This window comes from Streptomyces sp. Y309 (genome assembly GCF_056712025.1).
The window spans coordinates 8,392,906-8,408,373 of sequence record NZ_CM160048.1 but is presented as its reverse complement, the minus strand read 5'-3'; the positions used below and the strand labels follow the sequence as shown (position 1 = coordinate 8,408,373).

The following is a 15,468-nucleotide window of genomic DNA, read 5'->3' as shown; positions in this document are numbered from 1 at the left end:
GGCGCCCTTTGCCGCTACGGCAGCCCCCACGCCGGCTCCGTGCCGTTCGCCGGGACGTCGCGCGGGCGCGGCGACGGCCGGGACCCCTTGGGCGTGATCACCGCCGACTGCCCGCGCCGCAGCGGCACGCTGATGACGTCGCGTCCCGAGTACGGCAGCGGCCGCCCGCGTTCGTCGCGTACGTCGATCGCGCCGGTGATGCCGTGCCGCAGCCGCAGCGGCTCCCCGGCCTCGCTCTCCACCCGCATCCACTCCGTGCGCCCGTCGCGCCGCGAGGCGTCGACCAGGAACGCGCCCTGCGTACGCACCCGCTGCAGGCTGGCGTCCCGCCACGTTCCGGACACCGCGGGGAAGATCTTCACCACTCCCCCGTGGCTCTGCGTCAGCATGTCGAGGAGCGACTGGCCCGCGCTGATCGAGCTCTCCAGGGCGAAGTTGGAGCCCTCGCGGTACATGGTGTTGGGCGTCATCGCGCACTTGTCGGTGACGTTGCCGTCGAGGAAGAACCGCAGGTGGCGCAGCGCCTGTTCGGGCTTGCCGAAGAGTGTCTCCATGGAGGACGCGGCCGCGTAGCTGTAGCCGTGCCAGCGCTCCTGCCTGCTCGCCCAATGGTCGAAGGTGCGCCGGTCGAGCTTCTCCTGGAGCGGATAGAGCCACAGCAGATGCGAGAAGTGACGGTGCGAATCGGCGAGCGGGACACCGTCGCCGATCATGACGCCGTTCTCGTTCTCGTGGTACGGCACGAGCCGGTCGCGGATGTCGCGCCACTGCTTCTCGTGCGGATCGCCGCTGCGCAGCCGCCGTACGGAGTCGAGCAGCGCGCCCACGCCCCAGCGCAGCAGCGACAGGTCGTAGGTGCAGTCGGAGGCGTTGGCGTACTCCGGTGAGCGGGTCTCGGGCAGGTGCAGGCGGCCGTCGGTGCCTTCGGTGAGGTGGCGGGCGTAGTAGTTGACGGCCTTGGTGAGGACGGGGCGGATGACGTGACGCAGGACGTCGTCGTCCATGTGGTGGCGGTAGGTGACCCAGGCGTTGTGCAGGGCCCAGGTGAGGTTGCCGGTGTGGTCGTTGGGGCTCACGCCCGGGACGCCGACGTAGCGGGGGCCGGGGCGCAGCTTCCAGTCGCCGGGGTGGCACAGGGCGTAGGTCTCGCCGTCGCGCAGCTCCGGCCGGACGTTGGACTCCAGGTTCTGGTGGTACTTCGCGAACGCCGGTGTGACGGCGTCGAGTTCACGGTGGTTGGAGCCGTTGGCGACCGGATACGTCACCTGGACGTTGGTGTTCCACCAGATGCTGGTCCAGTTGTTGCCGCTCTCCGGGAACCACGGCCCGAACACCGGGGTGACCGGCCCGTGGCTGCGGGTCGCGCAGGCCAGCTTGTAGAGCTGGATCCAGTAGAATCGCTGCACCTTCTTGTCGGGCACGGACACGAAGCTGCGCCGGTAGAAGGCGTGCCACCAGTCGCGGTGCCGGGCGACGGCCGACGCGGGCGAGCCGTCCAGGGCGCGCCGCACCGTGCGTAGGGCCTGCTCGCGGCCCGTCGACTCCGGATGTCCGTACGCGATGGTGGCCGCGAGGAGCCTCTTCGTGCCGGAGCGGGCCTCGTGCCAGGCGGTGGTGTAGCCGCCGCCCGCGTGCAGGGGCTGCTCGACGAAGCCGGGGCCGGTGGTGGGGTCGGGGTTCGCGGTGTAGTCGGGCGGGACGCGGGTGGTGCGGGTGGTGCGCGAGGGCAGCGCGGTAAAGCCCCAGGCGGCCGCCTGCTCGCCCGCGCTCGGCTCCAACGAGGCAAGAAGCACGTCTTCGTGACTGAGGATCAGGGCGGTGAACCGGGCACTGCCGCGCGCCGTGGTGACGGTCCCGGTCAGCTCGGCGTTGTCGAGGTCGAGCCGCCAGTCGACGCCGGTGATCGTGCCCGCGAAGGTCAGCGTCAAGTAGCCGACGCCCAGGCGGGAGTAGCCGATCGCGGCCTCCCACTGGCCGCGCTGGTCCTGCACGTGCGAGTGGTTGATCATGAGGCGCAGTACGTTGCCCTCGCCGCGCTCGGCGTACAGGTGGGCGGCGAGGAAGCCGTTGCCGAGGAACGGCCCCTCCTGCCAGCCGCCGGGCAGGCGCTTCCACACCATCGCGGCGTCGCGCAGCAGCGCGCCGTGGACGTCGTCCGGGGCCACGGCCGTCGGTCTGCCCCACGCGACGGGAGAACCCGCCGCGACGAGGGCTCCTGAAGTGCCTGCGACGAACGCGCGCCGCGAGATCGGGGTCATGACGTCGGCCTTTCCAACGGAAGCGTGGACAGGGCGAGTTGGGGCACGCCGCTGGCAGCATCCGGGGCGGGTCGGGGGTGCGTCAAGGAATCGGACAGGAATAGATCCGATGACTCGGCAATTCACTGACGTACCAGAGGGTTTGAGGGTGCAGAAGCCAGCCCTGCACCCTCACCACATCGGATGAATTACCTACGCGGGCAGTTCGTCAGGCAGCGTCTTCCACAGGTACGGCCGGTCCGGAGCCCGCCTGAAGACATCGAGCAGCGCGGGACTCGGCGCCGCGAACAGCGTCGGGTAGTCGACCTCACCGGCCGCCGCGTCCACGGGGAACGCCAGGCGCTCCCCGTCGAGGGAGAACTGCGCGTCCACTCCCGGCTTGTTGCCGCGGCAGTCCTGCCGGTGCCAGGCCCCGTCGAAGCGGACGGCGACCAGGCCGTGCAGCACGAATCCGCTGCCGTCGTCGTGCACCAGCCGCTGGTAGCAGAGCGCCGTGGGGATGTCCTCGGCGCGCAGCAGCGCGGCGAGCGCGTGGGCCTTGGCGTGACAGATGCCGGTGCCCTGCTCCAGGACGTCGGAGGCGCGCCAGGTCACGCGCATGTCGCCGGAGTCCGCGGAGTGCGGAATGGTGTCGCGGACGAACTCGAAGGCGGCGCGAGCGTATACGTATGAATCGGTGGCGCTCTTGGCCAGGCGGGCCGCCGTGTCCCGCACCAGCGGATGCGTGTGGTCGATGGCTTCGTCCGCGGCCAGATAGGCCGAGAGATCTGAGGTGTTCTGGATCAGCTCCATGAGCGGCGAGCATAAGAAAGCGGCCGATCGCCAGTCAATGACTTTTCGATCGGCCGCATACTTATACTGCTACTGGGATGGTGCGGCTAGCGCGCCATCTCCTCCTTCAGCGCCGCGACGAAGGCGTCCACGTCGTCCTCGGTGGTGTCGAAGGAGCACATCCAGCGGACGTCGCCGGCGGCCTCATCCCAGAAGTAGAACCGGAAGCGCTTCTGCAGGCGTTCGCTGACGTCGTGCGGCAGCCGCGCGAAGACGGCGTTGGCCTGCACCGGGTACAGGATCTCCACGCCGTGCACCGCGCGGACGCCCTCGGCCAGGCGCTGCGCCATCTCGTTGGCGTGCCGGGCGTTGCGCAGCCACAGGTCCTTGGCGAGGAGCGCCTCCAACTGCACGGAGACGAACCGCATCTTGGAGGCGAGCTGCATGGACAGCTTGCGCAGATGCTTCATGTGCCGCACGGCGTCCCGGTTGAGGACGACCACGGCCTCGCCGAACAGCGCGCCGTTCTTGGTGCCGCCGACCGAGAGGATGTCGACGCCGACCGCGTTGGTGAACGTCCGCATCGGGACGTCCAGGGACGCGGCCGCGTTGGCTATCCGCGCGCCGTCGAGGTGCACCAGCATGCCGTGGCCGTGGGCGTGTTCGACGATGGCGCGGATCTCGTCCGGGGTGTAGACGGTGCCGAGTTCGGTGTTCTGGGCGAGCGAGACGACCTGCGGCATCGCGCGGTGCTCGTCCTCCCAGCCGAACGCCTGCCGGTCGATCAGCTCGGGGGTGAGCTTGCCGTCGGGCGTCGGCACGGTCAGCAGCTTGATGCCGGCGACCTTCTCCGGAGCGCCGCCCTCGTCGACGTTGATGTGCGCGCTCTGCGCACAGATCACCGCGCCCCAGCGGTCGGTGACCGACTGCAGGGCGACGACGTTCGCGCCGGTGCCGTTGAACACCGGGAAGGCCTCCGCGCCCGCGCCGAAATGGCCGCGGATCACCTGCTGGAGGTGCCCGGTGTACTCGTCCTCGCCGTAGGCGATCTGGTGGCCGCCGTTGGCGAGGGCGAGGGCGGCGAGGACCTCCGGGTGCGCACCGGCGTAGTTGTCGCTGGCGAAGCCGCGGATGTCCGGGTCGTGATGCCGTCGCGCGTCGGTCTTGGGTGGGTTCACGGCTTCTCGGTCAGCCACAGACGGTTTCCGTTCACTTCCGGGGCGGGCCGCTCCCAGACTCCGGCGATGGCCTCGGCCAGCTCCTTCACGTCGGTGAAGCCCGCGAACTTCGCGCTCGGCCGCTCCGCGCGCATCGCGTCGTGCACCAGCGCCTTCACCACCAGGATGGCAGCCGCCGCGCGCGGGCCCTCCTCGCCCCCGGCCTTGCGGAAGGCGTCGCCGAGCGCCAGCGTCCAGGCCTCGGCGGCGGCCTTGGCGGCCGCGTACGCCGCGTTGCCCGCCGTCGGCTTCGCCGCGCCCGCGGCGCTGATCAGCACGTATCGGCCGCGGTCGCTGCGCTGCAGGCCGTCCTGGAAGGCGAGCGACGTGTGCTGGACGGTACGGATCAGGAGGTCTTCCAGTACGTCCCAGTCACCGAGGTCGGTCTCGGCGAAGGTGGCGCTGCCGCGCCAGCCGCCGACGAGGTGCACCAGGCCGTCGATCCGGCCGAACTCCTTCTCCGTGCGGTCGGCCCAGGCGCGGGCCGCGTCCAGGTCGAGCAGGTCGACGGTGTCGCCGGTGACCGTGGCGCCGCCGTGCGCGTACCGCGCCGCGTCCACCGCCTCCGCGAGGCGGGCGGCGTCGGCGTCGGACGCCACCACCGTGGCCCCGGCCTCCGCCAGCCTCAGCAGCGTCGCGCGGCCCGCGGGGCCCGCGGCTCCGGCGACCGCGACTACGGCTCCCTCAAGTGCGGACATGGTCCTCGCCTCCTTGGTGCGGCCGCTCACGCGGCGGCCTTCCCGGCTCCCGAGCCCGCGGTGATCCCCTGGGTGGAGGCGATCACAGCCTTCAGCTTTTTGGAGAGCGCCTCATAGAACATGCTGAGCGGAAACTCGTCCGGAAGCACGTCGTCGACCAGTTTTCGCGGCGGCAGCGACGTGTCCAGGGCTTCGGGGCCCTTGGCCCAGCGGGAGCCGGGGTGCGGGGCGAGGTAGGTCGAGACGAGTTCGTACCCGGCGAGCCAGTGCACGAGCTTGGGGCGGTCGATGCCGTCCCGGTAGAGCTTCTCGATCTCGGCGCAGAGCTGGTTGGTGGCCTGGGGCGCGCGCTCCCAGTCGATCTTCAGCTTGTTGTCGGTCCAGCGGACCACGTCGTGCTTGTGCAGGTAGGCGAAGAGCAACTGGCCGCCCAGGCCGTCGTAGTTGCGTACGCGCGCGCCGGTCACGGGGAAGCGGAACATCCGGTCGAAGAGCACCGCGTACTGCACGTCGCGGGCCTGCGCCACGCCGTCGGCCTCGAGCTTCACGGCCTCCTTGAAGGCCGTGAGGTCGCACCGCAGCTCCTCGAGGCCGTACATCCAGAACGGCTGCCGCTGCTTGATCATGAAGGGGTCGAACGGCAGGTCGCCGTGGCTGTGGGTGCGGTCGTGGACCATGTCCCACAGGACGAAGGCCTCCTGGCAGCGGTCCTGGTCGTCGAGCATCGCGCGGACGTCGGCGGGCAGCGTGATGCCCAGGATGTCGACGGCGGCCTCGGTGACGCGGCGGAAGCGGGCCGCCTCGCGGTCGCAGAAGATGCCGCCCCAGGTGAAGCGCTCGGGGGCCTCGCGCACGGCGATCGTCTCAGGGAAGAGAACCGCCGAGTTGGTGTCGTACCCGGCGGTGAAGTCCTCGAAGGTGATGCCGCAGAACAGCGGGTTGTCGTAGCGCGTGCGCTCCAGTTCGGCGAGCCAGTCGGGCCACACCATGCGCAGGACGACCGCTTCGAAGTTGCGGTCCGGGTTGCCGTTCTGCGTGTACATCGGGAAGACCACGAGGTGCTGCAGGCCGTCCTCGCGGCGGGACGCCGGGTGGAAGGCGAGCAGCGCGTCCAGGAAGTCCGGCACCTTGAAGCCGTCGTCCGCCCAGCGGCGCAGGTCGGCCACCAGGGCCTTGTGGTACGCCTCGTCGTGCGGGAGCAGCGGGCTGAGCGCCTCGACGCCGGCTATGACACGGCCGACGGCCTGCTCGGCGGCGGCCCGGGACGGGGCGTCCTCGCGCTCGAAGTCGATCGAGCCGTCCTTGGACTGCCAGGGCCGGATCTCCTCGACGGCACTCTTGAGTTCCGGCCAGGCCGGGTGGTCCACCACTCGTCCGCCACGGAAGGCGTCCCTGCCTTCCTCCACCGGCTGCACAAGAATTTCCGTCATGACCCATCCTCTACGGGAGAACCTCGCGTGGGGACACCGTATAAGCGCGGGGTTCTCCGAAACAAGAGGAGATCCGGGAAATTATCCTGCCCCACCCCCTGCCCGGCCGCTGTTTTTCCTGCCTCCCATCGTCGAGGCGATCGCTTCTGTCACAGCTTCCTGAGCGGTACGGGCATCCGCGAGGAGCGGCGGGAAGCCGAGGAACCCGTGGAACATGGCCGGGAAGTGCCGCTCGGTGACCGCGACCCCGGCGGCCTTCAGCCGCGCCGCGTAGGCGCGTCCCTCGTCGCGCAGGGGGTCGAAGCCCGCGGTGACTACGTGGGCGGGCGGCAGCCCGGTGAGGTCGGCCAGGAGCGGCGAGACGCGCGGGTCCGCCGGGTCGCCTCCGGCTCGCAGGTACGCGCCCAGGTACTGCTCGCGGAACCAGTGGCAGTGGGCGGGCGTGAGGAAGCTGTCGCGGGACTTGGGGGCGGGGCCGTCGCCGCCGGGAGCCTCACCGTCCGCGGGGCGGGTGCGCTCGCGGGCGTCCACCGCCGGATAGATCAGCACCTGCAGCGCGATGTCCGGGCCGCCGTGGTCACGCGCCCGGAGCGCGGACACGGTCGCGAGGTTTCCGCCCGCGCTGTCGCCCGCGACCACCAACGGGCCCTGTGCGCCGCCGAGTTCGCCGCGATGGGCGGCCGTCCACACGACGGCGGCGTACGCGTCCTCGACGGCTGCCGGGAAGGGGTGCTCCGGGGCGAGCCGGTAGTCGACGGAGACCACGGCGGCCCGCGCCCCGCGGCACAGGCCGCGCGCGGTCGCGTCGTACGTGTCCAGGTCGCAGAGGGACCAGCCGCCGCCGTGGAAGAACACGACGGTGGGCCGCGGCGCGGGCGGCGCGCCCGTCCCCGGCTCGCCCGGGGCCTCGGGCAGATAGACGCGTACAGGGAGGTCCGGCGCCCCCGCGGGCCCCGGGATCACCCGGTCCGCGACCGAGCCGACCTGGGGCGGCGGAAACGGCGAGGCGGGCGCGGCGGCCAGGACGCGGCGCGCCTCGGCAGCGTCGGTGACGGCACCCCCGAGGTCGGGGAAGTACGTGATGAGCGCGTCGACGAGGGGGCGGGCCTCGGGGGCGAGCTCCGGGGCGCGGGCCGCGTGACCGGACCCCTTCGGGGCGGAGCGCGAGCCGGAACGTGGACCGGACCCCGAGCCGGAACGTGGGCCTGAGCCCGAGCCGGAGTGTGAATCGGAGCGCATCTCAGGCCGCCTCCCTGCCCCGCGGGCGAAAGTGCGGGATGACCTTCTCGCCCCACTGCCGCAGCGTCTCCAGGCACGCCTCCTGCGGCACCGTGCCCATCTGGACGAGGCACATCACCTCGTCGGCCCCGGCCGCCCGCAGCCGCTCGACGTAGGCGATGGCGTCGTCCGCCGTGCCGTACGCGTGGTCGGCGTGGAACACGGCCGTGGACGCCGGGCGCACCGGGATGTCCTGCTCGCTCAGGCGCGCCACGACCTGCTCGGCGGCGGTGCGCAGCTCGGCCGCCTCGTCCGCGCCCTCGACCACCGCCTCGTCGGGCAGCCCGGCGCCGCCGTACCAGTGCGCGATGGACTGCGCGAAGAACCGCTGGCCGCGCAGGCCCACGCGCCGCGCGGCCGCCCGGTCGCCGAGCACGATGGTCGGACACAGCACGGCGAAGTGGTCGTTGACGACGCTCGAGACGAAGCGGTCCGGTGTCCGCGCCGCGATGGCCTCGTCGTACGCGCGCCGCATCCCGGCGATCGACTCGGGTCCCGCGAAGCCCATCACCAGGGCGCCGACGCCGAGTTGGGCGGCCTGCGTCAGGGTCTCGGTCCTGCTGCACGCGAGGAACAGCGGCGGGTGCGGGGCCTGGGCGGGGCGCGGCAGGATCGGGTGCGGGCCGATGTCGAGCAGCTCGCCGTGGTGCTCCAGCTCGTCCCGCTCCCAGGCCCTGCCGACGATGCGCAGCGCCTCCTCGACCTCCTGCGCCGTGCGGTCCCGGTCGACACCGCACAGCGACGTCTCCTGCACCGTGCCGCCGCGGCCCGCCCCCAGGTCGAGCCGGCCGCCGGAGAGCAGGTCGAGCATCGCGGCCCGCTCGGCCACCCGCGCCGGGTGGTTGAACCGGAACGGCATGCAGACGACGCCGTGCCCGACGCGGATGGTGCGCGTGCGCGCGGCCACCCAGGTGAGGAAGACCTCCGGCGCGCTCATGTGGGCGTACCACTTCAGGGAGTGGTGCTCGACCGCCCAGACCCGGTCGAACCCCATCTCCTCGGCCAGGACGGCCTGTTCGACGCAGTCGTGGATGAGCTGGTGCTCGCGGTCCACCGTGGGGTCGGCGAGCTGGGCCTCGAAGATGACGGAGAACTGCACGTTGCCTCCTAGGAGTTGGGCAGGCGCGGGACAGGGAGAGCTACCTCCGGGACGCTCCGGTTGTTTCGATCAGTCATATGACTAGTCGTCAGATCTTGAAGAGGCAAGAGGTAAGAGGCAAGGGGTGTGCGGGGCCCTTCCGCCGCGCGGCGGAAGGGCCGGAAAGTCCCGAAGGGGAAGCAGGAACAGCCAGCGTGAAATACCTCCACACCGCTGGATCACGCCGGGGTCATGACGGTTCCGTATACAGACCCCGGACCCGGCGTACGACGAAGAAGGTGAACACCCCACGATCGGACGGGAATTCCGGCCCGCCGATCATTCCCTCCGAAGACGCGACATCCGCCGATCTCCTGGCCGTCACACCTGCTCAGAGCCACCCAACCGCTCCGGCCCAGCAGGCCGCACCCGCACCTTGAGCCCCCAACATTTCTCCGACTCAATTGTTCACCCGGACACAATTCCCGCGAATTCAAGCCCCTTTCGCGCAAGGCGCGCCCTGGCCGAATATGCGTTCTCCCTCGCGCCCCAGGAGGGCATTAGCGTTCCCCGACGCGGGGGCCGTCTAGGAGGGGACTCACAGGGATGTTCTACCGCTTGTTCAAGTGCGTCGTGCTGGTCCCGCTGCTGCGGTGGCTGTTCCGGCCGCGGATCGAGGGACTCGATCACGTGCCGGACACGGGCGCCGCGATCATCGCGGGCAACCACCAGTCGTTCTGCGACCAGTTCCTGCTGGGCGTGACGCTGCGGCGGCGCATCCACTTCCTCGCCAAGGTCGAGTACTTCACGGGCAAGGGGCTCAAGGGGCGCCTGTCCGCGGCGTTCTTCCGGGGCATCGGGGCGATCCCCGTGGACCGGTCGGGCAACGGCGCCGGGCAGGCGGGGGTCGAGTCGGGGCTTGCGGTCCTGGACGGGGGCGGGCTGCTCGGCATCTTCCCGGAGGGGACGCGTTCGCACGACGGCCGGCTCTACAAGGGCAAGGTGGGCGTCGCGGCGATGGCGCTGCGCTCAGGCGTGCCCGTGATCCCCTGCGCGATGATCGGCACGTTCGAGGCGCAGCCCGCGGGCCGCAGGGTGCCGAGCGTCGTGCCGATCACGCTGCGCTTCGGCAAGCCCCTGGACTTCTCCCGCTACGCGGGCATGCAGGACCAGCGCGCCGCGCTGCGGGCCATCACGGACGAGATCATGTACGCGATCCTGGCGCTGTCCGGCCAGGAGTACGTGGACCAGTACGCGATGGAAGCGAAGGCGGAGGCACGGACGAAGGAGCTTGCCGAGCGCGTCACGGCATCACGGGCACCGGCCGCGTGAGCCCACCCACCTGACCCCGGCGGTCTGCGGCGCAGTCTTGCGCGCACACCGGCCCGTTCACTTCAATGCGGCACATGGCAGCCCCGCTCCCGATCCCGTCGCCCGAGCCCGCCGCACCGCTGCCGCCGACCGCGTGGGCCGTGCTCGGGCTGCTGTCCTTCCCGGGTGAGCGGACCGGGTACGAGCTGAAGAAGTGGGCCAGTTCCTCACTGCGCTTCTTCTACTGGTCGCCCGCCATCAGCCAGATCTACGCCGAGCTGCGCCGCCTGGAGGCGCTGGGGTACGCCACCTCGCGCCGCTCGGGCCCCGAAGAGCCGCGTGCGCGCCGGGCGTACGCCATCACTGACACGGGCCGGGCGGCGCTCGCGGCCTGGGCGGCGGGCAGTCACGACGCGGGCCCGCCGGTGCTCAAGCACCCGCTGCTGCTGCGGGTCTGGCTCGGCCACCTCACCGAGCCGGCCCGGCTGCGGGCCATGGTGACCGAGCACATCGCGTACACCAAGGGCGAGTTGGCCGAGGTCGCGGGCGCCCTCGAGCACGCCGAGGGCGTCGAGGCCTGGGCCCATCCGCAGATCGCGCTGCGCTGGAGCGCCCGGCACCTGGAGGCGGAGCTGGAGCTCGCCGAGGCGCTGCTCGCGGACCTGGCGCGCCTCGACGCCCACGCCGGCCCGGAGGCGTCCGGCGCGGGCCCGGGACAGCCCGGTCAACCTCACGGCGACCCGCCCACCCACGGGTGAGACCACTCGCGATCACAGGCTCCGCGGCGGTAGGACGGGCCGGGTCAGCCGACTCCGCCGAGAGAGGCCGCGAACCCGTGAGCACCCGCGCCGTCCTTGTCGCCGCCCTCATCACCGGACTCGTCCTCGGCATCGTCGGCACCAGACCGGACGACTCCACTCCGTCGCGCAGGGACGGTCCCATCGCGGAGGCGGGCCATTAGGCTGCGACCTTGCCGCGTGTGGGGCATCCCCTGAGGGTCGTGAGCCGCCCGAGCCGCGCGGTACCGAGCCGCCGTCGACGGAAGCGAGTGAACCTTGAACTTCCTCACCATCGGTCATCGCGGTGTCATGGGTGTCGAACCCGAGAACACCCTGCGTTCGTTCGTCGCAGCCCAGGCCGCGGGCCTGGACGTCATCGAACTCGACCTGCACCTCAGCAAGGACGGCGCTCTCGTCGTCATGCACGACGCCGACGTCGGCCGGACCACCGACGGCCGGGGCCCCATCGTCGAGAAGACCCTGTCCGAGCTGCGCGAGCTGGACGCCGGCAAGGGCGAGCGCATCCCCGTCTTCGAAGAGATCGTGGACGCCGTGAAGGCGCCGCTGCAGGCCGAGATCAAGGATGTGGCGGCGGCCCGGGCGCTCGCCGAGGTCATGACCGCGCGCGACCTGACCGGCCGGGTGGAGGTGCTCTCCTTCCACGACGAGGCGATCGCCGAGATCGCCCGCCTGGTGCCGGGCGTGCGGACGGCGCTCGTCGCCAGCCGCTACGGCACGGACGTCGTGGAGCGCGCCACCGCCGTGGGCGCCACCACCCTCGTACTGAACATCCGGCGCCTGACGCTGGAGATCGTGGAGCACGCACGCAAGGCCGACCTGCGGATCATCGGCTGGGTCGTGAACACCCAGGACGATCTGCGCCTGGTGCGCGCGCTGCAGTTGGACGGCGCGACGACGGACTACCCGGAGATCAAGCGCACGGGCCGCTTCACCGCCTGAGGGCGCGCCCCCCGAGTGCCGGTCAGGAGCCGAGTGCCGGTCAGGAGCTCCCGATCTCCTTGACCAGCAGCTCGAACTGCAGGTCGTCGCGCTGCGGAACGCCGAAGCGCTCGTCGCCGTACGGGAAGGGGGTCATCTTTCCCGTACGGCGGTAGCCGCGCCGCTCGTACCAGGCGATGAGCTCGTCGCGTACGGAGATCACGGTCATGTGCATCTCGCGCACGCCCCACGCCTCGTGCGCGGTCCGCTCCGCCTCGGCCATGATGACCTTGCCGAGGCCCGCGCCCTGGAGCGCCGGGCTGACGGCGAACATCCCGAAGTAGGCGTGCTCGCCGCGGTGTTCCAGCTGGCAGCAGGCGACGATGGCGCCCTCCCGCTCGACGGCGAGCAGCTTGCTCGCGGGCGACGCTATGACCGCCACGACACCTTCGGGGTCGGTCCGCTGCCCTTCGAGGATGTCCGCCTCCGTGGTCCACCCGGCCCGGCTGTCGTCACCGCGGTACGCCGACTCGATGAGCGCGACGAGCGCGTCGACGTCGGCCTCGGTGGCGTCCCGGAAGGTCAGGTCGCCGTGGGTGCTGGGGCGCGGGGCGGTGTGCATGGGCGCGGGTCTCCGATCTCCGGGGCTGCGGCGGTGCTGGGGTGCTGCGGGTCCTGAGGGTCCTGCGGGTCCTGCGAGTGCTGCGGGTGCGCAACGCCGAGGGTAACCCGGCACTAAGGTGCGGCCGCATGGTGCACGTACTGAGCAGCAGAATCCTCCTCCGCCCCACCGATCCCGAGCGGTCCCGCGCCTTCTACGGCCGCGATCTGGGTCTGGCCGTGTACCGCGAGTTCGGCACGGGTCCCGAACGCGGCACCGTCTACTTCCTCGGCGGCGGCTTCCTGGAGGTCTCCGGCCGCGCCGACGCGCCCGCGTCCCCGGCGGTACGGCTGTGGCTCCAGGTCGCGGATGTGGCGGCCGCTCACGAGGAGTTGTCCGCGCGGGGCGTCGAGATCCTGCGGGCGCCGGTCAAAGAGCCCTGGGGTCTGATCGAGATGTGGATCGCGGATCCGGACGGCACCCGGATCGCGGTGGTGGAGGTCCCGGAGGACCATCCGATCCGGTACCGGCCCTGAGGCAGGCGGGCGGCGCGGGGTGGCCTGCGCGGCCGCCCGGCGCCGCCCCACGCCTCCGTCGCGCGCCCGCCGTACCTCTGTGCGCTCCCGTACGCGGCCCCGCCGCCGGGCATCGACCCGTCGACGGTGTGCCGTCGATCGAGGAGGTGCTCGGTGCACGGACCGGGGTCGGCGAGTTGGCTGCTGGTGGCGCTCTGCGCGGGGAGCGGGGCGTACTGCCTGCTGCGGATGCGCAGCAGGGTCGAGGAGCAGCGGCGTACGGCGGGGGGTGAGGCGCTGATGGGGTTCGGCATGGCGGTGATGGCGCTGCCGGCGGCGGTGCTCGACCCGCCGCGGGGTGTGTGGCTCGGGTACGCGGCGGTGTTCGCCGCGGCGGGGCTGCGGGTGGCTTGGGCGGCGCGGCGCGGGCCGCACCATCTGCATCATGTCGTGGGCGCGCTGGCCATGGTGTACATGGCGGCGGCGATGGTCGCGGCACCGGACGGGCACGGCGCGCACGGCGGTGCGGGGGTGCCGGTGGTGACGGGTGCGCTGCTGCTGTACTTCGCCGGGCACGTGCTGCTGTCGGGCGCGCGGCTCGCGCCGGTGGGGGAGGTGGCGGGCCGGGGTGACGTCGCGTCCGTGCAGGGTGTCGCGGGCTGGGCCGACCGGCCGGAGCTGGCCCTGGTGTGCCGGCTCGCGATGAGCATGGGGATGCTGGCGATGCTGCTCGCACTGTGACGGCCGCGGACCGGGGCGGGCGCCATAGGTCCGGGGAAACACGCAAAGCCACGGAATCCGTCGTGGCGTACATCACTTGCGGTGATTGCCCATACCGCCGCGCGGCGCGCCCCTCATAGGCTTGACCCATGATGGTCCCCGTCGCGCTGATGCTGCTGGGCGCGCTGACCGCCGTCGTCGCCCCCAGGCTGCTCGCGAGGGCCGACTGGGTGGAGCGCGAACCGGTGGTCGCGCTGTGGGCCTGGCAGTGCGTGGTGGCCGGGGTTCTGCTGTGCTGCGCGCTGTCGATGACGTTCAGCGCGGCGTCGGCCTGGCAGGCGGTGCGCGGGCACCTCTTCGCGCCCGCGCCGAGCGGCGTCGTGGAGGCGTACGCGCTCGGACCGACCCCGTGGGCCGCCGTGACGGCGGTGGCGCTCGCGTGCGGCGGCGTGTGGACCGCCGCGATGCTCACCCGCGAGATCGCCCGCGCGCGCACCGGACGCGCCAAGCGGCGTGCCGAACTCGTCGAGCGGGCACCGCTGTTGCCCGGCGAGGAGCCCGGCGCCGACCGGCTCGTGGTCCTGGAGGGCGAGCGGCCCGACGCCTGGTGGCTGCCCGGCGCCGCGCCCCAACTGGTCATCACCACCGCCGCGTTGCGCCGCCTGAAGGGCCGTCAGCTCGATGCGGTGCTCGCCCACGAGCAGGGCCACGCGCAGGCCCGGCACGACTGGCTGCTGCACTGCTCGGGCGCGCTCGCCGCGGGCTTCCCCCAGGTCCCGGTGTTCGCCGCGTTCCGCGACGAGATGCACCGGCTCGTCGAGCTGGCCGCCGACGACGTGGCCTCGCGCCGCTTCGGGCGGCTCACCATCGCGCTCGCCCTCGTGGAACTCAACGAGCACCGGGGCGTGTTCGGGCCCTGCCCGAGCACGCACGCGCACGTGCCGCAGCGCGTGCACCGGCTCCTGTCGGCCCGCCCGCGCCTCACCGCCGGGCGCCGGCTGCGGCTCACGGCGGCCGCCGCGCTCGTGCCGGTGGTGCCGCTGCTCATCGCGTTCGTACCGGCCCTGCGCGCGCTCGGTTAGGTGCCGCCGCCCTCCATCGGCCAGGATCACCGCATGGCTTCCGCACCGCCCCGAGCGACCCCACGCACCCCCGGCGCCGCACGCGTCGCCCTGTTCCTCGCCGTCCCGGCCGTGCTGCTGCTCGTCCTGGTCGCCGCCGAGTGGCACCCGCTGCTCGACGTGGACGGCGACATCGCCCGGACCACGCACCGCTGGGCGGTGGCGCACCCCGATCTGACACAGACCGCGCGCATCCTGACGGACTGGGTGTGGGACCCGTGGACGATGCGGGCGCTGTGCACCGTCGTCGTGCTGTGGCTGGTGGCGCGGCGCTCGTGGTGGCTCGCGGGCTGGCTCGCGGCCACGTGCCTGGTGGGCACGCTGGTGCAGCAGGGGCTGAAGGCCGCGGTGGGCCGCGAGCGGCCGGTGTGGCAGGACCCGGTGGACTCCGCGCACTACGCGGCGTTCCCGTCGGGCCACGCGATGACGGCGGCCGTGGTGTGCGGGCTGCTGCTGTGGCTGCTGCGGGTGTACGGCGCGGGGGCCCCGGTGTGGCGGGCGGGGCTCGTCGTGGCCGTGGTGTCCGTGGCCGGCGTCGGGTTCACCCGGGTGTGGCTCGGGGTGCACTGGGCGTCGGACGTCGTCGGGGGCTGGCTGCTGGGTGCGCTGACGGTGTTGCTCGCTGCGGCGGCGTACGAGCGTTTCGTGCCGGAGGAGCAGCGGCCGGGTGGGTTGGCCGGGGGTCGGGAGCTGGGTCGGGGTGTCTCCGAGGAGGGCCGGGAGCAAGCTCCGGGCGACGTCGACGGAGACCG

At 72.2% G+C, this 15,468-nt stretch carries 15 protein-coding genes and 1 pseudogene; 8 read left to right on the top strand and 8 right to left on the bottom strand.

Annotated features, from left to right (window positions below; genetic code table 11):
* Positions 1–14: 14 nt before the first annotated feature.
* The 7 genes from AC0KTA_RS35335 to AC0KTA_RS35305 all read right to left on the bottom strand — a co-directional run bounded on the left by AC0KTA_RS35335 (position 15) and on the right by AC0KTA_RS35305 (position 8,751).
* Positions 15–2,258: a glycosyl hydrolase family 95 catalytic domain-containing protein gene (locus tag AC0KTA_RS35335; protein ID WP_481052263.1), complete on the bottom strand. Its 2,244-nt coding sequence runs from the start codon at positions 2,256–2,258 to the stop codon at positions 15–17.
* A gap of 192 nt (positions 2,259–2,450) precedes the next feature.
* A complete protein-coding gene (locus AC0KTA_RS35330) occupies positions 2,451–3,050 on the bottom strand; it encodes a transglutaminase domain-containing protein (RefSeq protein ID WP_481052262.1) in 600 nt (199 codons plus the stop codon).
* An 86-nt stretch (positions 3,051–3,136) separates the two neighbouring features.
* Complete coding sequence (locus AC0KTA_RS35325) at positions 3,137–4,207, bottom strand: threonine aldolase family protein (RefSeq protein ID WP_481052261.1); 1,071 nt, start codon at positions 4,205–4,207, stop codon at positions 3,137–3,139.
* A complete protein-coding gene (locus AC0KTA_RS35320; RefSeq protein ID WP_481052260.1) occupies positions 4,204–4,944 on the bottom strand; it encodes an SDR family NAD(P)-dependent oxidoreductase in 741 nt (246 codons plus the stop codon). Before AC0KTA_RS35320 ends, AC0KTA_RS35325 begins: the two co-directional genes overlap by 4 nt.
* Positions 4,945–4,970: 26 nt before the next feature.
* Positions 4,971–6,374, bottom strand: a complete 1,404-nt coding sequence (locus AC0KTA_RS35315) for a DUF6421 family protein (RefSeq protein ID WP_481052259.1) — start codon at positions 6,372–6,374, stop codon at positions 4,971–4,973.
* Positions 6,375–6,455: 81 nt separating this feature from the next.
* Positions 6,456–7,613, bottom strand: a complete 1,158-nt coding sequence (locus tag AC0KTA_RS35310; protein ID WP_481052258.1) for an alpha/beta hydrolase — start codon at positions 7,611–7,613, stop codon at positions 6,456–6,458.
* Position 7,614: 1 nt separating this feature from the next.
* Positions 7,615–8,751 carry an LLM class flavin-dependent oxidoreductase gene (locus AC0KTA_RS35305; protein ID WP_481052257.1) on the bottom strand — a complete coding sequence of 379 codons (1,137 nt, stop codon included), beginning with the start codon at positions 8,749–8,751 and terminating at the stop codon, positions 7,615–7,617.
* A 585-nt stretch (positions 8,752–9,336) separates the two neighbouring features.
* Here AC0KTA_RS35305 and AC0KTA_RS35300 point away from each other — a divergent pair.
* From AC0KTA_RS35300 to AC0KTA_RS35285, 4 genes are all read left to right on the top strand, one after another.
* Positions 9,337–10,062: a lysophospholipid acyltransferase family protein gene (locus AC0KTA_RS35300; protein WP_481052256.1), complete on the top strand. Its 726-nt coding sequence runs from the start codon at positions 9,337–9,339 to the stop codon at positions 10,060–10,062.
* 74 nt (positions 10,063–10,136) lie between these two features.
* Positions 10,137–10,799 (top strand): PadR family transcriptional regulator, encoded by a 663-nt coding sequence (locus AC0KTA_RS35295; protein ID WP_481052255.1) that lies wholly within the window; start codon positions 10,137–10,139, stop codon positions 10,797–10,799.
* Positions 10,800–10,876: 77 nt separating this feature from the next.
* Complete coding sequence (locus AC0KTA_RS35290) at positions 10,877–11,002, top strand: hypothetical protein (protein WP_277819685.1); 126 nt, start codon at positions 10,877–10,879, stop codon at positions 11,000–11,002.
* A 94-nt stretch (positions 11,003–11,096) separates the two neighbouring features.
* Positions 11,097–11,780, top strand: a complete 684-nt coding sequence (locus AC0KTA_RS35285) for a glycerophosphodiester phosphodiesterase (RefSeq protein ID WP_481052254.1) — start codon at positions 11,097–11,099, stop codon at positions 11,778–11,780.
* 40 nt (positions 11,781–11,820) lie between these two features.
* Here AC0KTA_RS35285 and AC0KTA_RS35280 read toward each other — a convergent pair whose 3' ends face one another.
* On the bottom strand, positions 11,821–12,381 hold the full coding sequence (locus AC0KTA_RS35280) for a GNAT family N-acetyltransferase (protein WP_481052253.1): 561 nt from the start codon (positions 12,379–12,381) through the stop codon (positions 11,821–11,823).
* 128 nt (positions 12,382–12,509) lie between these two features.
* Between AC0KTA_RS35280 and AC0KTA_RS35275 the strand changes: the two genes are divergently transcribed.
* The 4 genes and pseudogenes from AC0KTA_RS35275 to AC0KTA_RS35260 form a co-directional block, all read left to right on the top strand.
* On the top strand, positions 12,510–12,896 hold the full coding sequence (locus tag AC0KTA_RS35275; protein WP_481052252.1) for a VOC family protein: 387 nt from the start codon (positions 12,510–12,512) through the stop codon (positions 12,894–12,896).
* Between the two features lie 153 nt (positions 12,897–13,049).
* Positions 13,050–13,616, top strand: a complete 567-nt coding sequence (locus tag AC0KTA_RS35270) for a DUF5134 domain-containing protein (protein WP_481052251.1) — start codon at positions 13,050–13,052, stop codon at positions 13,614–13,616.
* 128 nt (positions 13,617–13,744) lie between these two features.
* A complete protein-coding gene (locus tag AC0KTA_RS35265) occupies positions 13,745–14,677 on the top strand; it encodes a M56 family metallopeptidase (RefSeq protein ID WP_481052250.1) in 933 nt (310 codons plus the stop codon).
* Between the two features lie 33 nt (positions 14,678–14,710).
* Positions 14,711–15,367: pseudogene (locus tag AC0KTA_RS35260) on the top strand (phosphatase PAP2 family protein); the annotation flags it as partial.
* Positions 15,368–15,468 lie beyond the last annotated feature (101 nt).

Coding starts and splice junctions, on each gene's coding strand:
- AC0KTA_RS35310 (WP_481052258.1), bottom strand. CDS start 7,613: ATGCGCTCCGATTCACACTCCGGCTCGGGCTCAGGCCCACGTTCCGGC.
- AC0KTA_RS35330 (WP_481052262.1), bottom strand. CDS start 3,050: ATGGAGCTGATCCAGAACACCTCAGATCTCTCGGCCTATCTGGCCGCG.
- AC0KTA_RS35320 (WP_481052260.1), bottom strand. CDS start 4,944: ATGTCCGCACTTGAGGGAGCCGTAGTCGCGGTCGCCGGAGCCGCGGGC.
- AC0KTA_RS35315 (WP_481052259.1), bottom strand. CDS start 6,374: ATGACGGAAATTCTTGTGCAGCCGGTGGAGGAAGGCAGGGACGCCTTC.
- AC0KTA_RS35335 (WP_481052263.1), bottom strand. CDS start 2,258: ATGACCCCGATCTCGCGGCGCGCGTTCGTCGCAGGCACTTCAGGAGCC.
- AC0KTA_RS35300 (WP_481052256.1), top strand. CDS start 9,337: ATGTTCTACCGCTTGTTCAAGTGCGTCGTGCTGGTCCCGCTGCTGCGG.
- AC0KTA_RS35275 (WP_481052252.1), top strand. CDS start 12,510: ATGGTGCACGTACTGAGCAGCAGAATCCTCCTCCGCCCCACCGATCCC.
- AC0KTA_RS35265 (WP_481052250.1), top strand. CDS start 13,745: ATGATGGTCCCCGTCGCGCTGATGCTGCTGGGCGCGCTGACCGCCGTC.
- AC0KTA_RS35280 (WP_481052253.1), bottom strand. CDS start 12,381: ATGCACACCGCCCCGCGCCCCAGCACCCACGGCGACCTGACCTTCCGG.
- AC0KTA_RS35295 (WP_481052255.1), top strand. CDS start 10,137: ATGGCAGCCCCGCTCCCGATCCCGTCGCCCGAGCCCGCCGCACCGCTG.